Here is an 18,242-nt window from a genome sequence, read left to right on the forward strand (position 1 = left end):
CCACAAACGGCGTCGTATAACGGGAGAGGTTTCCGATGAAATCCCAGGTGCAACGACTTATCGCGGCACGCTTCGGCCTGGCCCTGCTGACACTGGTGCTGGTGTCCGCAATCGTATTTACGATCACGGCCCTGTTACCGGGCGACGCCGCCCAGATGGCGCTCGGTCAGGCCGCGACCCCCGAAGCCGTCACCGCGCTGCGTCACCAGCTTGGCCTCGACCAGCCCGCGGTGACCCGCTACTTCCAGTGGCTCGTTCACATGAGCGCGGGCAACTTCGGCGAATCGATGTCGAACAATCTGCCGGTCGCGCAACTCATCGCCAGCCGTCTGCCCAACTCGCTCGTACTCGCGGGCCTGACCACGCTCGTCTCGGTACCGCTGGCGCTGGCCATCGGCATCGCCGCCGCCATGTGGCGCGGCTCGCTGCTCGATCGGGTACTCAATATCCTGACGCTCTCGGCGGTGGCCGTGCCGGAATTTCTGGTCGCCACCATCGCCGTGCTGATCTTCGCCGTCAAGCTGCGCTGGCTGCCGGCTCTGTCGTATTTGTCGTCCGTCAATTCGTTCGACGATCTGGTCCGGATCTACGCCATGCCGGTCATGACCCTGTGCTGCGTGATCGTCGCCCAGATGGCCCGCATGACACGCGCCGCGGTGATCGATCAGTTGAGTTCGTCATACGTGGAGATGGCCATCCTCAAGGGGGCGTCGCCCATGCGCGTCGTCTGGCGACACGTGCTTCCGAACGCCATCGGCCCAATCGCCAACGTGGTCGCCCTGAGCCTGTCGTATCTGTTCGGCGGCGTGGTGATCGTCGAGACGATCTTCAATTACCCGGGCCTCGCCAGTTTGCTGGTCGACGCCGTCACCAACCGCGATCTGCCGCTCGTACAAGGCTGCGTCATGGTCTTCTGCGCGGCCTATCTCTTGCTCGTGTTGATCGCCGATCTGTGTGCGGTCGTCTCCAATCCGAGGCTGCGTCAACGATGAATCCGATTTCTCGCCCACCTGTCAGCCCCGCGGAAACCCTGCCGCCCGCCCTGCCCGCCCCTGCGGCGCCCGACGCCGTCACCTCGCCTGCGGCCCCGCGGTCAAGCCGCTTCGCCGGTCTGCGCGAACGGGTCTCCTGGCTCGGCATGACCGGTGCAGTACTGGTGTTGTTCTGGCTGGTGATCGCCTGCATCGGCCCGCTGATCGCGCCGCATCCGGGCGGTGCCTTCACGTCGGCCGATGTCTTCGCGAGCTACAGCGCAGCGTATCCGCTCGGCACTGACTACCTCGGGCGCGACATCCTCAGCCGGATCCTCATCGGCACGCGCTTTACCGTCGGCATCGCCCTGGCGGCCGCCGTGCTTGCCAGCACGGCGGGCACCTGTTTCGGCCTGTGTGCGGCGGTCGCGCCGCGCTGGGTGGACGAGGTGCTCTCGCGCGTGTTCGATGCGCTGGTGTCCATCCCGAGCAAAGTGCTGGCGCTCGTCGTCATCGCGGCGTTCGGCTCCGGCAACACGCTTCTGATTCTGGTCACCGCGTTTGCCTATATTCCAGGCGCGTTTCGCATCTCGCGTTCGCTGGCGGTGAATCTCATGACGCTCGAATACGTGCAGGTCGCCCGCGCTCGCGGTGAAAAGCTCCTCTACATCGCCCGCGTGGAGGTGCTGCCGAACATGATTCATCCGATGCTGGCCGACTTCGGGCTGCGCTTCGTGTTCATCGTGCTGCTGCTCTCCGGCCTGTCGTTTCTCGGCCTCGGCGTGCAACCGCCAAACGCCGATTGGGGCTCGCTGGTCCGCGAAAACATCGGCGGCCTGGCCGAAGGCTCTCCCGCCGTGCTCATGCCGGCCCTGGCGATCGCCTCGCTGACCATCGGGGTGAACCTGCTGATCGACAATCTTCGCCGGCGCGGTGCGTTCGGCACCGGAGCACCGAAATGACGATGCAGCCCGCAGCAGGCACCGCTTGCCCCCCCGTGATGATCGACGTTCGCGGTCTGCGCGTCGTGGCCCGCAGCCGAGGGGTCACCTCCGAAATCGTGCGCGGCGTCGACTTTTCCGTGCGGCGAGGCGAAGTCCTCGCGCTCATCGGCGAATCCGGTTCCGGCAAAACCACCATCGCGCTGTCCTTGCTCGGCTATGCGCGCAACGGCTGCGACATCGCGGGGGGGCAGATCCGGATCGGCGACGTCGACGTGCTCTCGCTCGACGACCGGGGCCGGCGTGCGCTTCGTGCGCGCACCGTCGCCTACGTCGCGCAAAGTGCTTCGGCAGGCTTCAATCCGGCACGCACGATCATGGATCAGGTGATCGAACCCGCCCTGCTTCATAAAACCGCCACGGCGGCGCAAGCGCGCGTGAAGGCCATCGAGTTGTTCAGGGCGCTGGCGTTGCCGTCACCGCAGACCATTGGCGAGCGGTATCCGCACCAGGTCTCGGGTGGGCAGTTGCAGCGATTGATGGCCGCCATGGCGCTGATCACCGATCCGGCCGTGGTGGTGTTCGATGAGCCGACCACCGCGCTCGACGTCACGACCCAGATCGAAGTCCTCGCCGCGTTCAAGAAGGTGATTCGCGAGTTGGGCACCACGGCGGTGTATGTCTCGCACGATCTCGCCGTCGTGGCGCAGATGGCCGATCAGATCGTCGTGCTCAACGGCGGCACGGTCCGCGAGATCGGTGCGACCGCGAAAATACTGCGCAGCCCCGACGATGCCTACACCCGCGAGTTGCTCGCCGCACGCCGCCACGACGATCTGTCGGTCGCAAGCGCGGCACGCAGCGACACGCCCGCCCCGCCGCTGCTCGAAATTCGCGGGCTGCACGCGGGATACGGCAGTCGCGACCGGCATGGCCTGCCGGCGACGCGCGTGCTCGACGATGTCAGTCTTCGCATCGCAAAAGGCAGCGCGCTGGGCGTGATCGGCGAATCGGGTTCTGGAAAAACGACGTTGGCCCGCGTGGTCGCGGGTCTGGTACCCCGCGCGCGCGGCGAAGTGTGGTTCGACGGCCAGCCGCTTCCCGATTCGTTGAGCGAGCGCAACGCCGAGCACTATCGCCGCATCCAGATTGTCTTCCAGAACGCCGACACTGCGCTGAATCCGAGTCACACCATTGCCGACATTCTGGCGCGTCCGCTCAAGCTTTACCACGGCCTGCGCGGCAACGCCGCGAAGCAGCGAACGTTGGCATTGCTCGACCGGGTCCGCCTACCGGCCACGCTGCTCGATCGCACACCGGGCGGCTTGTCGGGCGGGCAGAAGCAGCGCGTGAATCTGGCGCGCGCGCTGGCGGCCGAGCCATCGCTGATCCTTTGCGACGAAGTGACCTCGGCGCTCGACACGGTCGTGGGCGCCGCGATCATCGATCTGCTCGCGGAACTTCGCCGGGAACTGGGCCTGTCGTATCTCTTCATCAGCCACGATATTTCGACGGTGCGGGCGATCTGCGACGAAGTGATGGTGCTGTATGCGGGCCAGCGAGTGGAGTCGGGGGCACGCGAAGTCCTGAGCTCGCCTCCCTGGCATCCGTACACCCGGATGCTCGTCGAGTCGGTACCGGCCTTGCGTCAGGGCTGGCTCGACGAGCGCCGCGCATGCGTCACGAAGACCCTCCCTCCCTTGGCAGCCAGCGCCGACGTGGCGGAATTGTGCGCGTTTCGCGATCGCTGCCCGGTGCGTATCGACGGCAAGTGCAACGTGACGCCTCCGTCGCTCAAGTTGCTCGACAACGGTGCCGCCATTCTTTGCCACCATGCGAGCGGCGACCTCGATGCGCTGCAGGTTGCGCATCGCGTGCCACGCGAACCGGAGCTGAGCGCATGAGCCCCTCGCGAGATCCCTCGCAAGCACGCTTCGTGCGCGTTGCCGAAACCGGGCGTGCGACGGTGTCGTTACACGTCGATGCCCGCCTTGTGCACGCCTACGAAGGCGATACCGTCATGGTCGCCATTCTGACGACGCAGGGCGGCCTTCGGGATGCCGAGTTCGGCCCCGAGCGCCGCGCCGGCTTCTGCGTCATGGGCGCGTGCCAGGACTGCTGGGTCTGGACCCGCACCGGGCAACGGTTACGCGCCTGCACCACGCCCGTGAAGGCCGGCATGGACATCGTCACACGGCTCGTGCGCGGTGACGACGACACCGCCCCCCTGCGCGCGACGACCGGCGGCGAGGAGGCCCTATGGCCGCTCGCGTGATCGTCATCGGCGCCGGCCCGGCCGGGGTCCGCGCGGCCGAAGCGCTGGTCGAGGCGGGTGTGCGGCCGCTCGTGATCGACGAAGGACGCCGCGACGGCGGCCAGATCTATCGCCGTCAGCCGGAGGGCTTTCGCCGCACCTACGCTGCCCTTTACGGTACGGAAGCCGCACGCGCTCAGCGCCTGCACGGTCGCTTCGACGCGCTGCGTCCTCACATCGACTATCTGCCGGAAACGCTGGTATGGAATATCCGAGAAGGCGTTGTCCATCTGGCCAATGCGCAAGGTGCGAGCCACGCCCGCTTCGACGCGCTGATCGTATGCACCGGCGCCACCGACCGGCTCATGCCAGTACCGGGTTGGCAGTATGCCGGCACCTACAGTCTCGGCGGTGCCCAGGTCGCCCTCAAGTCGCAGGGGTGCGCCGTCGGCGAGCGAACGGTCATGCTCGGCACCGGACCACTGCTGTATCTGCTCGCCGCCCAGTACGTAAAGGCCGGCGTGACGCCCGCCGCCGTGCTGGATACCTCTCCCGCGCGTGCGCGCCTGCGCGCATTGCCGCAATTGCTGGTCAAACCAGCCGTACTGCTCAAGGGCGCGGCCCTGTTGCGCACGCTGCGCGCGGCAGGCGTACCGATACACCGTGGCGTCACGCCGGTACGCATCGACGGCGATGACGAACTGGGCGTGCGCGGCGTACACGTGAGATTGGCCGACGGCACGGCGCTCGACGTGCCGGCCAACGCCGTCGCGATGGGCTATCACCTGCGCCCCGAAACGCAGATCGCCGATCTCGCCGGTTGCGCATTCGCCTTTGACGACGCCGCGGGACAGTGGCTTCCCGAGATTGACGAAGACGGGCGCAGCAGTGTCCCGGGCGTCTACCTTGCGGGAGATGGCGCCCGCGTACGCGGCGCCGATGCCGCCGAGCGCGCAGGGCGGCTTGCCGCGCTGGCCGCGTTGCGCGACGCAGGCGTCGAACCGAAACACGACGACGCCGCGCGGCTGCGTGCCGAACTGGCTCGCTTCTCTCGCTTTGCGGCCGGGCTGCGTGCGGCATTTCCCTGGCCGGCCCACCATGCGCGGCAATTGCCCGACACGACGGTGGTCTGCCGCTGCGAGGGCATCACGGCCGGAGAATTGCGCCGCGTTTGTACGCAGGACGGCGCCGTGGAGGCCAATCGGGCGAAGGCGTTCTCGCGTGTCGGCATGGGGCGATGCCAGGGCCGTTTTTGCGCGCACGCGGGGGCGGAGGTGATGGCCGCCGCGCTGGCAGTGCCATTGGCCGACGTCGGCCGGCTGCGCGGTCAGGCACCGGTCAAGCCGCTCGCGGTCGCGCTCGACCCCGCGCCGTACGCAGACGTCACCGACGCAACACCAGACAACGCGGCGAGCGCAACGCCCCGCAGCATGGAGCTTTCATGAGCACGCATGCTTCGCACACGGCACATGCCGACGTCATCGTTATCGGTGGCGGCATCATGGGCTGCAGTACCGCCTACTTCCTGCGCCGGCACGGGCTATCCGTGGTGCTTCTTGAGCGCAACATGACCGGACAGCAGGCCAGCGGCACCAACTTCGGCGGCGTACGCAGGCAAGGACGGGCGCTGCCACAGTTGGCCATGTCCAATCGCGCGTTGCGGATATGGCGAGCTTCCCGCGAGCTACTCGGCCGCGATGTCGAGTTTCTGCCCTCCGGGCACACGCGCGTGGCCTACCACGCGCACGATGCCGAGTATTTCGACGACTATGCCCGGCAGGCGCGCGACTACGGGCTCGACCTCGAGGTGCTGCACGGTGCAGCGATGCGCCGCCGCTTTCCGTTTCTCGGACCGGACGTGCTCGCCGCCTCGATCTCGCCGCTCGACGGGCACGCCAACCCGCGCCTGGCCGCCCCCGCGTTCGCGCGCGCGGCGCGCGCACTAGGCGCCGACATTCGAGAAAATGCGTCCGTACGCCGGGTCGAGCGAACCGCAACGGGGTTTCGCGTCGAGACCTTCGCCGGCGAGTCCTTTATGGCCGAACGCCTCGCCATTTGCGCAGGCGCATGGACGAATGCGTTGGCATCGCAGTTCGGCGAATCCGCGCCGCTGACGGTGCGCGGTCCGCAGATGGCCGTCACCGAGCCGGTGCCCTACGTGTTTCGCTCGTCGATGGGCGTCTACACGTCGATCAAGGAAGAGAGCATCTATTTCCGGCAGATCCCCCGCGGCAATCTCATTTTGGGCGGGGGCCCGCCGGGTCCGGCCGACGCGGCAACGTCGCGCGCTGCCGTATTGCCCGAGAACACGCTCGGTCAGTTGCGGCAGTTCAGGCGGCTGGTGCCGGGCGTTGCGCCGCTGCACATCATTCGCGTCTGGAGCGGCGTCGAGAGCTATCTGCCCGACGGCGAGCCCGTCATCGGCAAGAGCGGCACGACCGACGGACTCTATTACGCGTTTGGGTTCAGCGGCTCCGGCTTTCAGATCGGCCCAGGCGTGGGCGAGACGCTGGCGGAACTGATTGCCACCGGCCGATCGGAGATTGATCTGCAACCGTTTCGGATCCAGCGCTTCGACGCTCCCGGGCCAAGTACGCCGGCATCGGCGCCGACCATGGCGCAAGGCGGCCCGCCCTCCCCCACGGTAACCTCGTCATGAACGCGACCTCACCTTCGTGCTCGTCGGCCTCAAGGGCTGTGGCGTATCGCAAACCCGCGCCGACCGGCACGCTCGACGACGCACGCGCGTTCATGGAATCTCATTTCAACGAAGCGCTCTCCGTGCCGCAGTTGGCCGAGATGTGTGCGCTGTCGGTGTCGCGTTTCGCCACGGCGTTTCGACAGCGATTTGGCGAGGCGCCCCATCGCTATCTCTGCAGCGTACGCGTTGCCGCTGCGCAGCGACTCCTGCTCGCAGGGGTGCCGGGCTCGCACGTGGCCACCGATGTCGGGTTCTTCGACCAGAGTCATCTGGCACGCCACTTCAAGCGCCTGTGCGGCGAGACCCCGAGTGAGTTCGTTCAGCGGCATCGAACTCACGAACGGCACCGCCCACGCGTGAGGTGGGCGGACACGTCCCTGCCTTTAGGGTGAAGCCGGCGGCGCCGGCGGCGCCCCCGTTACCGACGTTACCGGCGCCACCGCAACGGCCGGCGCAGCGGATGTCGCTGCGGTCCGACTCCGACCCAGGCCGGCGCGGCGGCGGCCGCTCCAGCGCTCGCGTCGCGCTCTGCCGCTTCCTCATCCTTCTCGACGGTCTTGCTCGTGTCGATGAACAGTGCCGCAATCACGCCCACCCCGAGCAACGCGGCCGAGATCGCGAACGGCACGTTGTAGCTGCCGGTCGTCTCGATGAGATACCCGAACGCCACCGGCGAAATCATGCCGGCAAGGCCAAAGCCGGTGTTCATCATCCCGCCCGCCGTGCCCGCATATTTGCCCGCAATGTCGAGCGGCAGCGTCCAGAGCACCGGGTTGGTGATTTCGAGGAAGAAGAACGATGCCGAGAGCAACAGCACCGCCACCATCGGATCGGACACCCTCGTCATCGGCAACAGGAACGCCAGCGAACCGCCCATGCCGACCACCATCACCGATACCCGCGCGAGGCGCAGCCGGCCGGTCATCTTGTACAGCTTGTCCGAGACCACGCCACCGAGCGTGTCCCCAATGACCCCGGCGAGCAGCGGCAGCGACGTGAACAACGCGAGTTGCTTGAGATCGAAGCCCTGCGATTCACGCAGATAGGAAGGCATCCACGTGAGGTACACCCACAGCAGCCAGCCATAGCAGAAGTCCACGAACGTCACCAGCCACATGCGACGCACCAGCTTGCGCCACGGCGTCGACGCACGTTTCGCCCGTTCGCAATCGCCCGAGCGATAACCGATCTCGGCCGTCTCCTCGGGCGTGATGCGACGATGTTGCTCCGGCGTGTTGGTAAACACCTTCATGTAGAGCATCGTCCAGGCGAGGCTCACCACCCCGAGCACGATGAACGCCTCGCGCCAGCCGAACGCCACGACGATCGCCAGCACCACGGGCGGCGTGATGGCGCCCCCCAAGCGTGCGAAGCTGTGTGTGATGCCCTGCGCGAAACCGCGTTCGCTGACCGGCATCCAATACGTGAAGGCGCGCGTGGCCGTCGGAAACGCGCCGCCCTCGCCCACGCCCAGCACGAAGCGCAACGCCACCAGCGTCGCGATGCTGCCGGCAAACCCGGTGGCCAGCGTTGCGGCGCCCCATATCAGCGAAAGCACCGTGAGCACCAGCTTCGGCCCGAAACGGTCAGCGAGCCACCCGCCAAAGATCTGCATCGCGGCATACGGATAGGCGAACGCGGAAAACACGAGCCCGAGTTGCACCGTCGTCAGCCCCATTTCCTGTCGGATGAACGGGCCGGCGACGGCGATGTTGACACGATCGATGTACGAGATGAAATACATCAGGCACATGACCGCCAGGATAATGTGGCGCGTCTTCACGCGACCGGTGCGCTTGTCCATGTTGTCTCCTATGTATTTACGTCACACGCGTCTTGCGCATGCGATCGTGTCCTGCACAGTGAAGCGGGTTGCCCACGATGGCCTGGGGCGTTGAGCTTTCTGCCTTGCGCTGCCGAGCGTCAGCTTTTCAGCAGCTTGAGGCGTTGCACCTTGCCCGACGGGCCACGGGGCAAATCCGTCACGAAACGAAATTCCTTTGGCGTCTTGTAGCGCCCCAGCGTTTGCAGGCAGTGTTCGCGAAGCACCCCCGCATCGGGCGGCGCGCAGTCGCGGCCGTTGGTGTCACTGCATCGCTCGCGGACCACGACGAACGCCACGATGTCTTGTCCATACGCGGGATCGGGCACCCCTACCGCAGCCGCCTCCAGCACCCCCGGATGGCGCATGAGGGCTTCGTCGATCTCGCGCGGCGCAATGTTCTCGCCGCCCTTGATGATCAATTCCTTGGCACGTCCGGTGATATAGAAATACCCGTCGCTATCGCAGTAGCCAAGGTCGCCGGTACGCAGCCAACCATCGGCCGTGAAGGTGGCCGATGTCTCGTCCGGGCGCTTGTAGTAGCCGCACATGACCTGCGCGCCGCGCAACACCAGTTCGCCGGTCTCGCCGGGGGCCGTCTGTGCGCCGTCGCGCCGGATCACCTTCGCCTCGCCGCCGGACGGCAAGCCGATGCTGCCCACCCGTCGCCGGGTCGCTTCGAGCGGATTGCTGAACACTGGGGCCGCCGTCTCGGTCATGCCCATCGTCTCGATGATGCCGATACCGAAGCGCGCCTCGAAGGCTCGATGGTGATCCGCCGGTAGCGCCGCCGAGGCGCTTCGGCAAAAGCGCAGCGCCGCCAGCGCGGTACGTTCCGGCACCTCGCCTTCGAGCAGATAGGCCACGATGGTCGGCACCACGTTGATCCACGAGCATCGCGCGGCCGTCACGTCGCGCCAGAACGTGCGCGCCGAAAAACGCGGCGCCATCGCGACCGAGCCGCCGTGAAACAACGGCGCGAGCAGTGTGACCACGAGTCCGTTGATGTGATAAAGCGGCAGCGACGCGAGCACACGGTCGTCCGGCGTCAGACAGTGCTCCGCGCTGATGAACCCCGCGTTGGCCAGCAGGTTCCCGTGCGTGAGCATCACCCCCTTCGGCACGCCTGTCGTGCCCGACGTGTACATGAGCAATGCGACGCCGTGCATCTCCGCCGGTACCGGCGCGGCAAGTCGCGCCAGCGGGGCAATCTCGGGCAACGTTGTTGCCTCCGGCGAGGTGCAGACGAGCGCCACCGGTCGCGTCATGCCTTGCGCGCGCAACGCGTCCACCGCTTGCGCGATCGCGGGCAGCATCGCCTCGGACACGAAGATCAGCCGTGTGTCCGAGTGCTCTACGATGTACTCCATCTGCGAAGGCTGGCACAGCAGGTTGATGGGGTTGACGATCAGGCCGCTGTACATCGCCGCGAGAATCAAACGCGCCGTCTGCAGGCCGTTGCCCATGCAGACGGACACGATGTCCCCCTGGCGCAGTCCTGCGTCGGCAAATCGCTGGGCTAGTTCGCGGCAATCGTCGCGCAAGCCGCTAAAGGTGAGCGTGGCCGCGTCGTCGCCCGTCTCGGGGGTCGTCAGCAGGTAGGTCTTTTGGCCGAACGCGTCCGCTTGGGTGTCGATGAGCTCGCGCAGCGTGCGCGGCGTCATTCGCGTTTCGTGGGCTGTGACGTCGGCGACCGACGCCGGATTCATGGGCGCGTTCATCGTCCGACGCTCCCGAAATAGTCGCCCAGCAATTCGTCGACGTCGGGCACGGCCGCCGCGATGGGGAACGCCACGCGTGTCACGTTCAGGTACTGACGAAAGCCGAGGTTGTCGGTGAAATTGTTCTTCCCCCAGGTGCCGCAGCCCATCGACAACGAGAACGGCAGGCCGTTGTCGAAATTGCCCCCCGTTGCGAAGCAATGCGCCTGATTGACGATCACGCGTGCGACCGGTAACGTCTCGGCCAACGTCACCGCCTGCGCCGGGTCCGACCCATGCAGTCCGACGGAATGGCCCGCGCCCATGTAGGCGTAGATCCGCTCGACGAGCGATGCCGCCTCGGCGAAGTTCCCGGCACGATAGACCGTGAGTACCGGCGAGAGTTTTTCGCCCGAGAACGGATGATCGGCGCCCACGCCGGACTCCTCGACCATCAGGAACGCCGGTTGCTGTGCCGCCACGTCGTCGAGCCCGGCCAACTGCGCGATCGTTTGCGCGGCTTTCGCCGTGCAGCCGCCCGCCAGCTTGCCGTCCCCCCACATGACGTCCTGAAGTGCGCGCTTCTGGCTGGCGGTCAGCAGCACGCCGCCGGCGGCACGCAGCGCGTCGATCATGGCGTCGTAGACCGGGCTTTCGATCACGACACTGTTCTCCGACGAACAGCTCGTCGCGTTATCGAAAGTCTTGGAGCGCGCAATCTTGCCCGCCGCATCGGTCAAATCGGCGCTGGTCGTCACGATCGACGCCACGTTGCCCGCGCCGACGCCGAACGCCGGCGTGCCGCTCGTATAGGCCATGCGCACGTTCGCCTGCGAGCCGGTGGCGACGATCAGGTCCGCCTGACGCATCAGCGCCGCCGTGGCGGCCTTCGTAATCGGCGCAGGCAGCATCTGCACGAGGTCCGGCGACAGTCCGGCCTTGGCGAGTTCCGCGTGAATGAATTCGAGCAATAACGCGCACGCCGAATGTCCCTTGGGCGACGGCGCGACGATCGCCGCATTGCCACACTTGAGCGCATTGACGATCTTGTTCGCAGGGGTCGCCGCAGGGTTGGTGGAGGGCGTGATGGCCGCGACGACGCCCACCGGACGCGCAATCTCCACGATGCCTTTCTCCGTGTCCCGCGCGATGACGCCATGCGTCTTGCGCCCGTGCAGATCGCGCAGCAGGCCGAGTGTCTTGCGGAAGTTCTTCTGGAACTTGTCGTCGACGTTGCCGAGTCCGGTGTCGCGCACCGCAAGTTCGGCCAGTTGGCGGTTGCGCGACGGCTCCATGATCGCCCACGCCGCCGCACTGGCCGCCATGTCGAGCGTCTGTTGCCCCGCGCTCGCGAAGTCGCGCTGCGCCGCTTGCGCGCGGGCGACGAGTGCCGCGACCTGGGCGTCGACGTCCTGCTGCACAGTCGCCTCTGCCTGATTGCCGGTTGGAGGAACGATGGCTCCAAAGGCCCGTGAATTCATGTGATGTCTCCTGATGCGCAAGGCGCCGGTTGTCGCTTGGTTTCGCGACTCCAATCTAGCCAACCGGGTTGCGTCGCAGGTCTCAAATTCCCGGACAAACCGGACACATTGGACAGGTGTATCGGTCGTCTCGATATTCGGGACCGAAGCGGTCCGCAAAAGTGATGAAAACGATGCAAAATCACGTTAAACAGCGAAGCCGGAATGAGGGAGTCGCAGGTGCCGCGAGTCGGAACTTGTCGCATCCGCAGACCAGGACTGCGCGAGACATGGCATCAGGAGACAACATGACGGCATCGAATCAATCGAACGCAGCCGCGGTGCGGGCATTCCGCGTGCTCGAGACACTGGCGACGGCAGGCGGACCGCTCTCGATGATGGATCTCGTCAACGCGCTGGATTTGCCGAAGCAGACGGTGCATCGCATCCTCACCCAGCTCAAGGACGCCTGGCTCATCACGCGCAGCGCCAACGACCGCCGCTACGAATGCTCGCCGCGCGTTCGTGCGCTGGCGATCAACGTGCTGATGCAGACCGGCGCCGCCGCCGCGCGGCATGGCTTGCTCGAGCAACTGGTCACGCGTATCGGCGAGACGTGCAACCTCACGATGCTCTCGGGCAACGACGTGATTTATGTGGATCGTGTGGAGACGGAATGGCCGCTGCGCATGCACCTGCAGCCGGGTTCGCACGTGCCGATGCACTGCTCGGCCAGCGGCAAGCTGTTACTGAGTTTCCTGCCGAAGGAAAGGCGTGAACGGCTGATCGAAACCCTGCCGCTGCGCAAATTCTCGGAACAGACGTTGACCGACCGCGGTGAATTTCGCACCGAACTCGAGCGCACGCGCCGGCGCAAGATGGGCATCAACAATCAGGAACACTTGCAGGGCTTGATTGCGATTGCGGTGCCGGTCATGCTCAACCGCAATCGCGCCTGCGCGGCCATTGCGGTGCAGGCGCCCATCGGACGGCTGACGCTCGACGATCTCCTCGCCTTCGAGCCGGAGCTGAGATTCGCCGCCGAGGAGACGGCGAAAACCTTCAAGAACTGAGTGACGCGGTGCGTGACGATGTGCCGCGCACCAGACGTTCGAACAGGTCGACCCCGCCCATCTGCCCGCCTTTGAGCAGGATCTCCATACCGTCGAGCGCTGGCGCATCGCTGCGAAGCCGGCACAGGGGCGCGCCCGACGACACCATGCCCGCGTAAGTCAGCCCCCAGGCATCGAGCGCGCGCACGCCGTGGCTCGACGTGTCGCCGCCGGCAATCGCCATGCGGGAGACCGGCACGTCGTCCAACACCTGCCTGAGCAAACGCCCGCCCGCTTGCGCCAATGCCAGCGAAGGGACCGCCCGATCCTGCGTCGACGGGTGGGGCGATGATTCAGTCGATGCGTCGGCGGACGGCACGGTGCAGGCGAGCGTGTGGCGTCCAGCGCGAAGGTGCGTGGCCAGTTGCGCGGCGGCCTCGCGGCAGTAGCGTCCATCCGGCTCGATCAGTCGGGCGGCGTCGAGGCGCACGACCTCGAACGACACGGCGGCCGTCACCTGGGCCGCCGTCACCGGCGACAGGCTTCCCGCCAGCACCAGCACTGGCCCCTTCGCCGTCGGGACATCGTCATCCACCGCCTCGCCGCTTCGCGACATCGCGCTCGCCAGCGCCTGCGTCACGCTGCTCGGCCCTACGGCCAGCAGCGGTGAGCGCCGCGCCGCGCCCCAGAGCTGCGCGCCGATCTGCGGCAAGTCGCCCTGCCGGGCCACGTCCCAGAGCACATTGACCGCACCCTCGGCCCGCAACGCGTCGACACGCGCAGACACGGCATTCGTCGAAGCGGTCTCGCCAACGTCGTCCCCCGGCGGCGTCTCGTAGCATGTCCAAGGCACGAGACCGATATCGCTCAGGCCCTGCTGCGCCAGATTACGCCGCAGATCGGCTTCATGCATCGGCGTCACCGGATGACGGCTCATCGTCGGATGCCGGTCGATGCGCATGACCTCACCGCCCGCGCCAGCCGCAGCGAAGAGATTGCCGAAGAGGCAGTAGCGGCCAAGATTGGGCTGTCCCCCGACGATCGCGACCCACGGACTCGGCATCGACGACGACAACACACGAACGGCCTCGCCGATGCTTCCGACCTCCGGCGCGCTATCGAACGTCGAGCAGGTCTTGTAGTGAAGCACCGTGGGTTGCAAGTGCCGGGCCAGCGCCGCAATCGGCGCCAGTTCTTCGCGCATGCGGGCCGGGGCAAGCGAACGCGACACGCCGGCGATCCCCAGGCAATCGAGTGCCCCGAGCGTCGCGAGACGCGCCGCGTCCGGGGGGGCGAACAACAGGATGCTGCGCAATCCCGCGCGTGCCGCACTCGCCAGGGTATCCGTCGCACCGGTGAAGTCGTCGCCGTAGTACAGCACTTGCGGGCGATGCGTCATTTCCGCCAGAGATTCGATAGGCATGGCAGCACCGGTCAATGGCCGAAAAATCGCAACGCGGCCGCCAGCGCGGGCGCATCGCGAGACGCCGCTTCAAGCGACTGGCCGGCACGCACCGCCGCCCATGCGTCGCGCAGACTCTGCACCCCCGCCGCCGGGCCATCGGGATGCGCCAGAATGCCGCCGCCCGCCATGAAGAGCAGATCGTCGCGGCCAACGGCGCGCCAGGTCGCCAGCACCGTGCCGGCCCATTGACCCGACGAGAACGCCGGCATCACCTGGTCCCGCTCGATGTCCTGCTCGGCAGCATCGACGGCCAGCGGCGCATAGCAGTCGTGCGCCGACTCGATCACCTCCTCGTCGGCCTGCGCGAACTTGCCTTGCAGGCCATGCACATGCATGTGATCGACACCGGCCAATCGCCATAGCGTTTGATAGGCCTGAAAGCCCATCCCCAGCATCGGATCGCGCGACATCGCACCGTAGCCGTTTCGATGCGCGTGGATTGCCAGATCGGTGTGACGGCGCAGCGTCTGCACGGCAGAAAATCCGCACCAGTTCAGGCTCACCATGACGCAATTGCCGCCTTCGCGCGCCACGAGATCGGCATGTCGTCGCATCGCGTCCGTTTCGTCGGTGATGTTGAAGGCCACCATCACCTGTTTGCCGGTACGCGCCCGATGTTCGCGCACGGCAGCCATCACCGCGGGCACACGCTGCGCAAGCGGCGCATGCACGGGGTTGGCACACACTTCGTCATCCTTGATGAAGTCGACGCCCGCCGCGCACAGCCGCGCGACCAGCGCCGCCGTTTCCGCGGCGCTCATGCCGACGTTCGGCTTGAGGATCGTGCCGACCAGCGCGCCTTCGCGCACGCCCGTCGCCTCGCGCGTGCCTGCGATGCCATAGCGCGGAAAGTCGAACTGCTGTCGGTAGCTCGCCGGCAACGCAATGCGCTCCAGCCGCATGCCCGTCACTTCGCCAAGGTCATACAGATTGCCCGCAAGCGTGGCCGCGAGCGTTGGCAGATTGACGCCGACGTTGTCATACGGAAACGCTATCCGAACACGGGCCCGATGCCACGGGCCACGGATGCCCTTGCGCTCGAGAAAGGCATTCGGCAACGACGGCTGCGCCACGTCGCCTGCGAGGTCGACCGCTTCGACCACGGCGCGCGCGCGCTCACGCAGTGCATCGGTCTCGCCCGCCACGCGGGTAAATGTGCCGCAGGACTGCTCGCCGGCCATGACTTCGGCGACCTTGCGCGGATCGAGCGGCGTCTCGATCAGATAGGTGGCAGACAGGGTCGCGCTCATAGCGTCGTGAGGTCCGGAAAGGCGCGCACGGGATCGGTGCCGTCCCAGGCGGCCGCAGCCTCGCGAATCATCTTGAAGAGCTTGCCCTTCGGGCCGGCGACTTCGGACAGCTCGATGGTCGTCCCGGGATGACAGCCTGGGTCGGCGCTGCGGTCCTCGAAATAAACGAAGCGGCCGTTCTCGCCCACCTCGCCGCTCATGCAGACTTCGAACCCCGCGGCGCGCGCGCGCGCCAGATCGGCATCGAAGTCCTCGGTCCAGTAGGCCACGTGCTGCGCGCCGCTGCGCCCTGCATTGAGGAAGTCCCGGTACATCGACGGCACGTCGTTGCGGATCTGCAGCAACTCGATCTGCAACCCGCCCGCGTTCGCCAGCGCCACGGCGTTGTGCGGTTCGAAGCGCTCGCCGCGATAGGTGTAGTTGCGGATCGGCACCTTGGGGTTGTAGTACCACGGTCCGACACCGAGCACGTTCGACCAATAGGTCATTGCCGCCTCGATGTCCGGCACGAGGTATGCCACCTGGCGAATCTCGCCGAAGAATCTGCTCATGGTCTTCTCTTCAATCATTTATTGCGTGAGGTACGGATGCGCGGCGCCACGCGAGGCAGGTCTACCGCGCTCGCCGCCATCATGGAATGGGGTGTTGCATACCCTCCGTATGGGGCACTTGCCGCGTCGTCGCGTCGCCGGTGTCGGCGGCTTCGTCAATGAAGGAAGCCGATCGAGATCCAGGGAATCGCAGCCACGCAGATCAAACCGACGATGAGTGCCGCGAGATAGCCCCAGATGGCCCGCATGCCCTTCGCGGGATCGACCTTGCCGATGGCACAGGCGGCGTAGTACCCCACGCCGAAAGGCGGTGCGAACAGACCCAGCCCCATCGAGAGCACCACGATCATCGCGTAATGCACCTCGTGCACGCCAACCGCGCGGGCGATCGGAAACATCAGCGGCCCGAACAGCACGATGGCCGGAATGCCCTCCAGCACGCTGCCCAGCACGATGAACGCGACGATGGACACCACGATGAAACCCGCACTGCCACCGGGCACGCGTTCCATCGCGGCCGCGAAGTCCTGCGCGAAGCCCGATTGCGTGAGTCCCCACGCCATGCCGGTCGCCGCCCCAATGATGAAGATGATCGCGCCCGACAAGGCCGCCGTCTCGATCAGCATCGGCAGCAGCCGCCGCGCGTCGAACCTGCGATAGAGCAGCAAGCCCGCCACGACTGAATAAGCAATGCCGATGGTCGACACCTCGGTGGCCGTCGCAATGCCCTCGACGACCGCCGCGCGAATCACGAACGGCAGCGCCACCGCCGGCAACGCATACACGAAGGCGCGCCACACTTCGCCCTTCTTCGCCTTCTCCACACCGGACAGATCCTCATGGCGATAACGCCACCACACCACGCTGCACAGCGCGATGCCGAGCACCACGCCCGGCAGCAAGCCCCCGGTGAACAGCGCCGAAATCGACACCCCGGTCACCGACCCGATGGTGATCAGCACGATCGAGGGTGGAATGGTCTCGGTCTGTGCGCCCGTCGTCGAGAGCAACGCCACGAGATCGCCAGGATCCGCCCCGCGCTTCTTCATCTCGGGGAACAGCACGGGCGCGATGGCTGCCATGTCGGCTGCCTTGGAGCCGGAGATGCCCGACACCAGGTACATCCCGCCGATGAGCACATAGCTCAGGCCGCCGCGCACATGACCGAGCAGGCTCGCGAGAAACTGCACCATCGCCCGCGCCATGCCCGTCATCTCGATCAGCAACCCGAGGAAGACGAACAGCGGCACCGCCAGCAGGATCAGGTGCGACATGCCTTCGTCCATCCGGCCGACGAGCACGACCATCGGCGTGCGCGTCGTCAGCGCGAGAAAGCCGAAGGTTGCCAGGGCGAACGAGAACGCGATCGGCACGCCCGCGAACACGCACGCCCCGACAACGCCCGCGAAGAAGATCACCAGATTCCAGCGCCCGAGCGGCGCCAATACCGGTCCAAGCAGCCAGAAGCCGACGCACACCACGCCCACCAGCGCCACGGCCTGGATCACCCGCGCGGCGGGCGCGGTGCGCAACAGCCGCAACACGCTCACCACGAGCATCAAGGCCACGCCGACCGGCAATGCCGCCGCGCGCCAGACGTTGCTGATCTCCATCGCGGGCGTGATCACGAACGCCTCCTCCGACGCGTACTCGTACGCCGGATGCACGATGAGCAGCAGGAACGCGAGCGCGGCGGCGATCGCCAGCACGTCGAGGAATGCCCGCGTCGACGGCGATGCCTTGCCGACGAACGCCGTCATGCGCATATGCTCGCCGCGCCGCAACGCGACCACGGCGCCGAGCATCGACATCCAGAGAAACAGGATGCCGGCGAGTTCGTCGCCCCAGATCAGTGGGGCATGGAACACATAGCGGGCGATGACCCCGGCGAGCATCACGAGGATGTCCGCCAGCACGAGCAGCGCGGCGGGAATCTCCGTAAGCCAACCGACGGCGCGATCGAGGCCGCCAACGAACGCCCGCCAGCCACGCAACGGCAGGTCGGCGGCACCGCTCGCCGGCAGCGAGTCCCCGGCGGTCGCACCGTGCGGGGAATGCGCAGGACGGGGCGTCAT

Annotated in this window: 15 protein-coding genes; 8 read left to right on the forward strand and 7 right to left on the reverse strand. The window is 66.6% G+C overall.

Annotation, left to right across the window (positions count from 1 at the left end; all coding sequences use genetic code 11):
* Positions 1-35: 35 nt before the first annotated feature.
* The 7 genes from PSO31014_RS12725 (at position 36) to PSO31014_RS12755 (ending at position 7,259) form a co-directional block, all read left to right on the forward strand.
* Positions 36-992 carry an ABC transporter permease gene (locus PSO31014_RS12725; protein ID WP_130025295.1) on the forward strand — a complete coding sequence of 319 codons (957 nt, stop codon included), beginning with the start codon at positions 36-38 and terminating at the stop codon, positions 990-992.
* A complete protein-coding gene (locus tag PSO31014_RS12730; RefSeq protein WP_150551958.1) occupies positions 989-1,933 on the forward strand; it encodes an ABC transporter permease in 945 nt (314 codons plus the stop codon). The genes PSO31014_RS12725 and PSO31014_RS12730 overlap by 4 nt, the downstream gene beginning before the upstream one ends.
* A complete protein-coding gene (locus PSO31014_RS12735) occupies positions 1,930-3,816 on the forward strand; it encodes an ABC transporter ATP-binding protein (protein WP_246176615.1) in 1,887 nt (628 codons plus the stop codon). Before PSO31014_RS12730 ends, PSO31014_RS12735 begins: the two co-directional genes overlap by 4 nt.
* Entirely contained in the window at positions 3,813-4,187 is a 375-nt protein-coding gene (locus PSO31014_RS12740; protein ID WP_150551959.1) for a (2Fe-2S)-binding protein, read from the forward strand. The genes PSO31014_RS12735 and PSO31014_RS12740 overlap by 4 nt, the downstream gene beginning before the upstream one ends.
* Positions 4,172-5,611 carry an FAD/NAD(P)-dependent oxidoreductase gene (locus tag PSO31014_RS12745; protein WP_150551960.1) on the forward strand — a complete coding sequence of 480 codons (1,440 nt, stop codon included), beginning with the start codon at positions 4,172-4,174 and terminating at the stop codon, positions 5,609-5,611. The genes PSO31014_RS12740 and PSO31014_RS12745 overlap by 16 nt, the downstream gene beginning before the upstream one ends.
* Positions 5,608-6,825 carry an NAD(P)/FAD-dependent oxidoreductase gene (locus tag PSO31014_RS12750; protein WP_150551961.1) on the forward strand — a complete coding sequence of 406 codons (1,218 nt, stop codon included), beginning with the start codon at positions 5,608-5,610 and terminating at the stop codon, positions 6,823-6,825. Before PSO31014_RS12745 ends, PSO31014_RS12750 begins: the two co-directional genes overlap by 4 nt.
* A 92-nt stretch (positions 6,826-6,917) precedes the next feature.
* A complete protein-coding gene (locus PSO31014_RS12755) occupies positions 6,918-7,259 on the forward strand; it encodes a helix-turn-helix domain-containing protein (RefSeq protein WP_246176629.1) in 342 nt (113 codons plus the stop codon).
* Between the two features lie 35 nt (positions 7,260-7,294).
* On the opposite strand, the gene PSO31014_RS12760 is transcribed toward PSO31014_RS12755, so the two are convergent.
* From PSO31014_RS12760 to sauS, 3 genes are all read right to left on the reverse strand, one after another.
* A complete protein-coding gene (locus tag PSO31014_RS12760; RefSeq protein WP_150551963.1) occupies positions 7,295-8,671 on the reverse strand; it encodes an MFS transporter in 1,377 nt (458 codons plus the stop codon).
* A 119-nt stretch (positions 8,672-8,790) separates the two neighbouring features.
* Positions 8,791-10,398: an AMP-binding protein gene (locus PSO31014_RS12765; protein WP_425494876.1), complete on the reverse strand. Its 1,608-nt coding sequence runs from the start codon at positions 10,396-10,398 to the stop codon at positions 8,791-8,793.
* Positions 10,399-10,406: 8 nt separating this feature from the next.
* A complete protein-coding gene (sauS, locus tag PSO31014_RS12770; RefSeq protein WP_150551964.1) occupies positions 10,407-11,870 on the reverse strand; it encodes an acylating sulfoacetaldehyde dehydrogenase in 1,464 nt (487 codons plus the stop codon).
* 287 nt (positions 11,871-12,157) lie between these two features.
* Here sauS and PSO31014_RS12775 point away from each other — a divergent pair, with 287 nt between their 5' ends.
* Positions 12,158-12,922, forward strand: a complete 765-nt coding sequence (locus tag PSO31014_RS12775) for an IclR family transcriptional regulator (RefSeq protein WP_017235448.1) — start codon at positions 12,158-12,160, stop codon at positions 12,920-12,922.
* Here the strand turns inward: PSO31014_RS12775 and PSO31014_RS12780 are convergent.
* The 4 genes from PSO31014_RS12780 to PSO31014_RS12795 form a co-directional block, all read right to left on the reverse strand.
* Entirely contained in the window at positions 12,912-14,324 is a 1,413-nt protein-coding gene (locus tag PSO31014_RS12780; protein ID WP_246176616.1) for a four-carbon acid sugar kinase family protein, read from the reverse strand. The genes PSO31014_RS12775 and PSO31014_RS12780 overlap by 11 nt on opposite strands.
* Before the next feature lie 11 nt (positions 14,325-14,335).
* Positions 14,336-15,616 (reverse strand): ribulose-bisphosphate carboxylase large subunit family protein, encoded by a 1,281-nt coding sequence (locus tag PSO31014_RS12785; protein ID WP_150551965.1) that lies wholly within the window; start codon positions 15,614-15,616, stop codon positions 14,336-14,338.
* Entirely contained in the window at positions 15,613-16,167 is a 555-nt protein-coding gene (locus tag PSO31014_RS12790) for a VOC family protein (RefSeq protein WP_150551966.1), read from the reverse strand. Before PSO31014_RS12790 ends, PSO31014_RS12785 begins: the two co-directional genes overlap by 4 nt.
* 155 nt (positions 16,168-16,322) lie before the next feature.
* Positions 16,323-18,242 (reverse strand): TRAP transporter large permease, encoded by a 1,920-nt coding sequence (locus PSO31014_RS12795; RefSeq protein ID WP_150551967.1) that lies wholly within the window; start codon positions 18,240-18,242, stop codon positions 16,323-16,325.

The organism is Pandoraea soli (genome assembly GCF_902459595.1).
Lineage (GTDB): Bacteria > Pseudomonadota > Gammaproteobacteria > Burkholderiales > Burkholderiaceae > Pandoraea > Pandoraea cepalis.

Coding starts and splice junctions, on each gene's coding strand:
- PSO31014_RS12725 (WP_130025295.1), top strand. CDS start 36: ATGAAATCCCAGGTGCAACGACTTATCGCGGCACGCTTCGGCCTGGCC.
- PSO31014_RS12730 (WP_150551958.1), top strand. CDS start 989: ATGAATCCGATTTCTCGCCCACCTGTCAGCCCCGCGGAAACCCTGCCG.
- PSO31014_RS12735 (WP_246176615.1), top strand. CDS start 1,930: ATGACGATGCAGCCCGCAGCAGGCACCGCTTGCCCCCCCGTGATGATC.
- PSO31014_RS12740 (WP_150551959.1), top strand. CDS start 3,813: ATGAGCCCCTCGCGAGATCCCTCGCAAGCACGCTTCGTGCGCGTTGCC.
- PSO31014_RS12745 (WP_150551960.1), top strand. CDS start 4,172: ATGGCCGCTCGCGTGATCGTCATCGGCGCCGGCCCGGCCGGGGTCCGC.
- PSO31014_RS12750 (WP_150551961.1), top strand. CDS start 5,608: ATGAGCACGCATGCTTCGCACACGGCACATGCCGACGTCATCGTTATC.
- PSO31014_RS12755 (WP_246176629.1), top strand. CDS start 6,918: ATGGAATCTCATTTCAACGAAGCGCTCTCCGTGCCGCAGTTGGCCGAG.
- PSO31014_RS12760 (WP_150551963.1), bottom strand. CDS start 8,671: ATGGACAAGCGCACCGGTCGCGTGAAGACGCGCCACATTATCCTGGCG.
- PSO31014_RS12765 (WP_425494876.1), bottom strand. CDS start 10,398: ATGAATCCGGCGTCGGTCGCCGACGTCACAGCCCACGAAACGCGAATG.
- sauS (WP_150551964.1), bottom strand. CDS start 11,870: ATGAATTCACGGGCCTTTGGAGCCATCGTTCCTCCAACCGGCAATCAG.
- PSO31014_RS12775 (WP_017235448.1), top strand. CDS start 12,158: ATGACGGCATCGAATCAATCGAACGCAGCCGCGGTGCGGGCATTCCGC.
- PSO31014_RS12780 (WP_246176616.1), bottom strand. CDS start 14,324: ATGCCTATCGAATCTCTGGCGGAAATGACGCATCGCCCGCAAGTGCTG.
- PSO31014_RS12785 (WP_150551965.1), bottom strand. CDS start 15,616: ATGAGCGCGACCCTGTCTGCCACCTATCTGATCGAGACGCCGCTCGAT.
- PSO31014_RS12790 (WP_150551966.1), bottom strand. CDS start 16,167: ATGAGCAGATTCTTCGGCGAGATTCGCCAGGTGGCATACCTCGTGCCG.
- PSO31014_RS12795 (WP_150551967.1), bottom strand. CDS start 18,242: ATGACGCCCCGTCCTGCGCATTCCCCGCACGGTGCGACCGCCGGGGAC.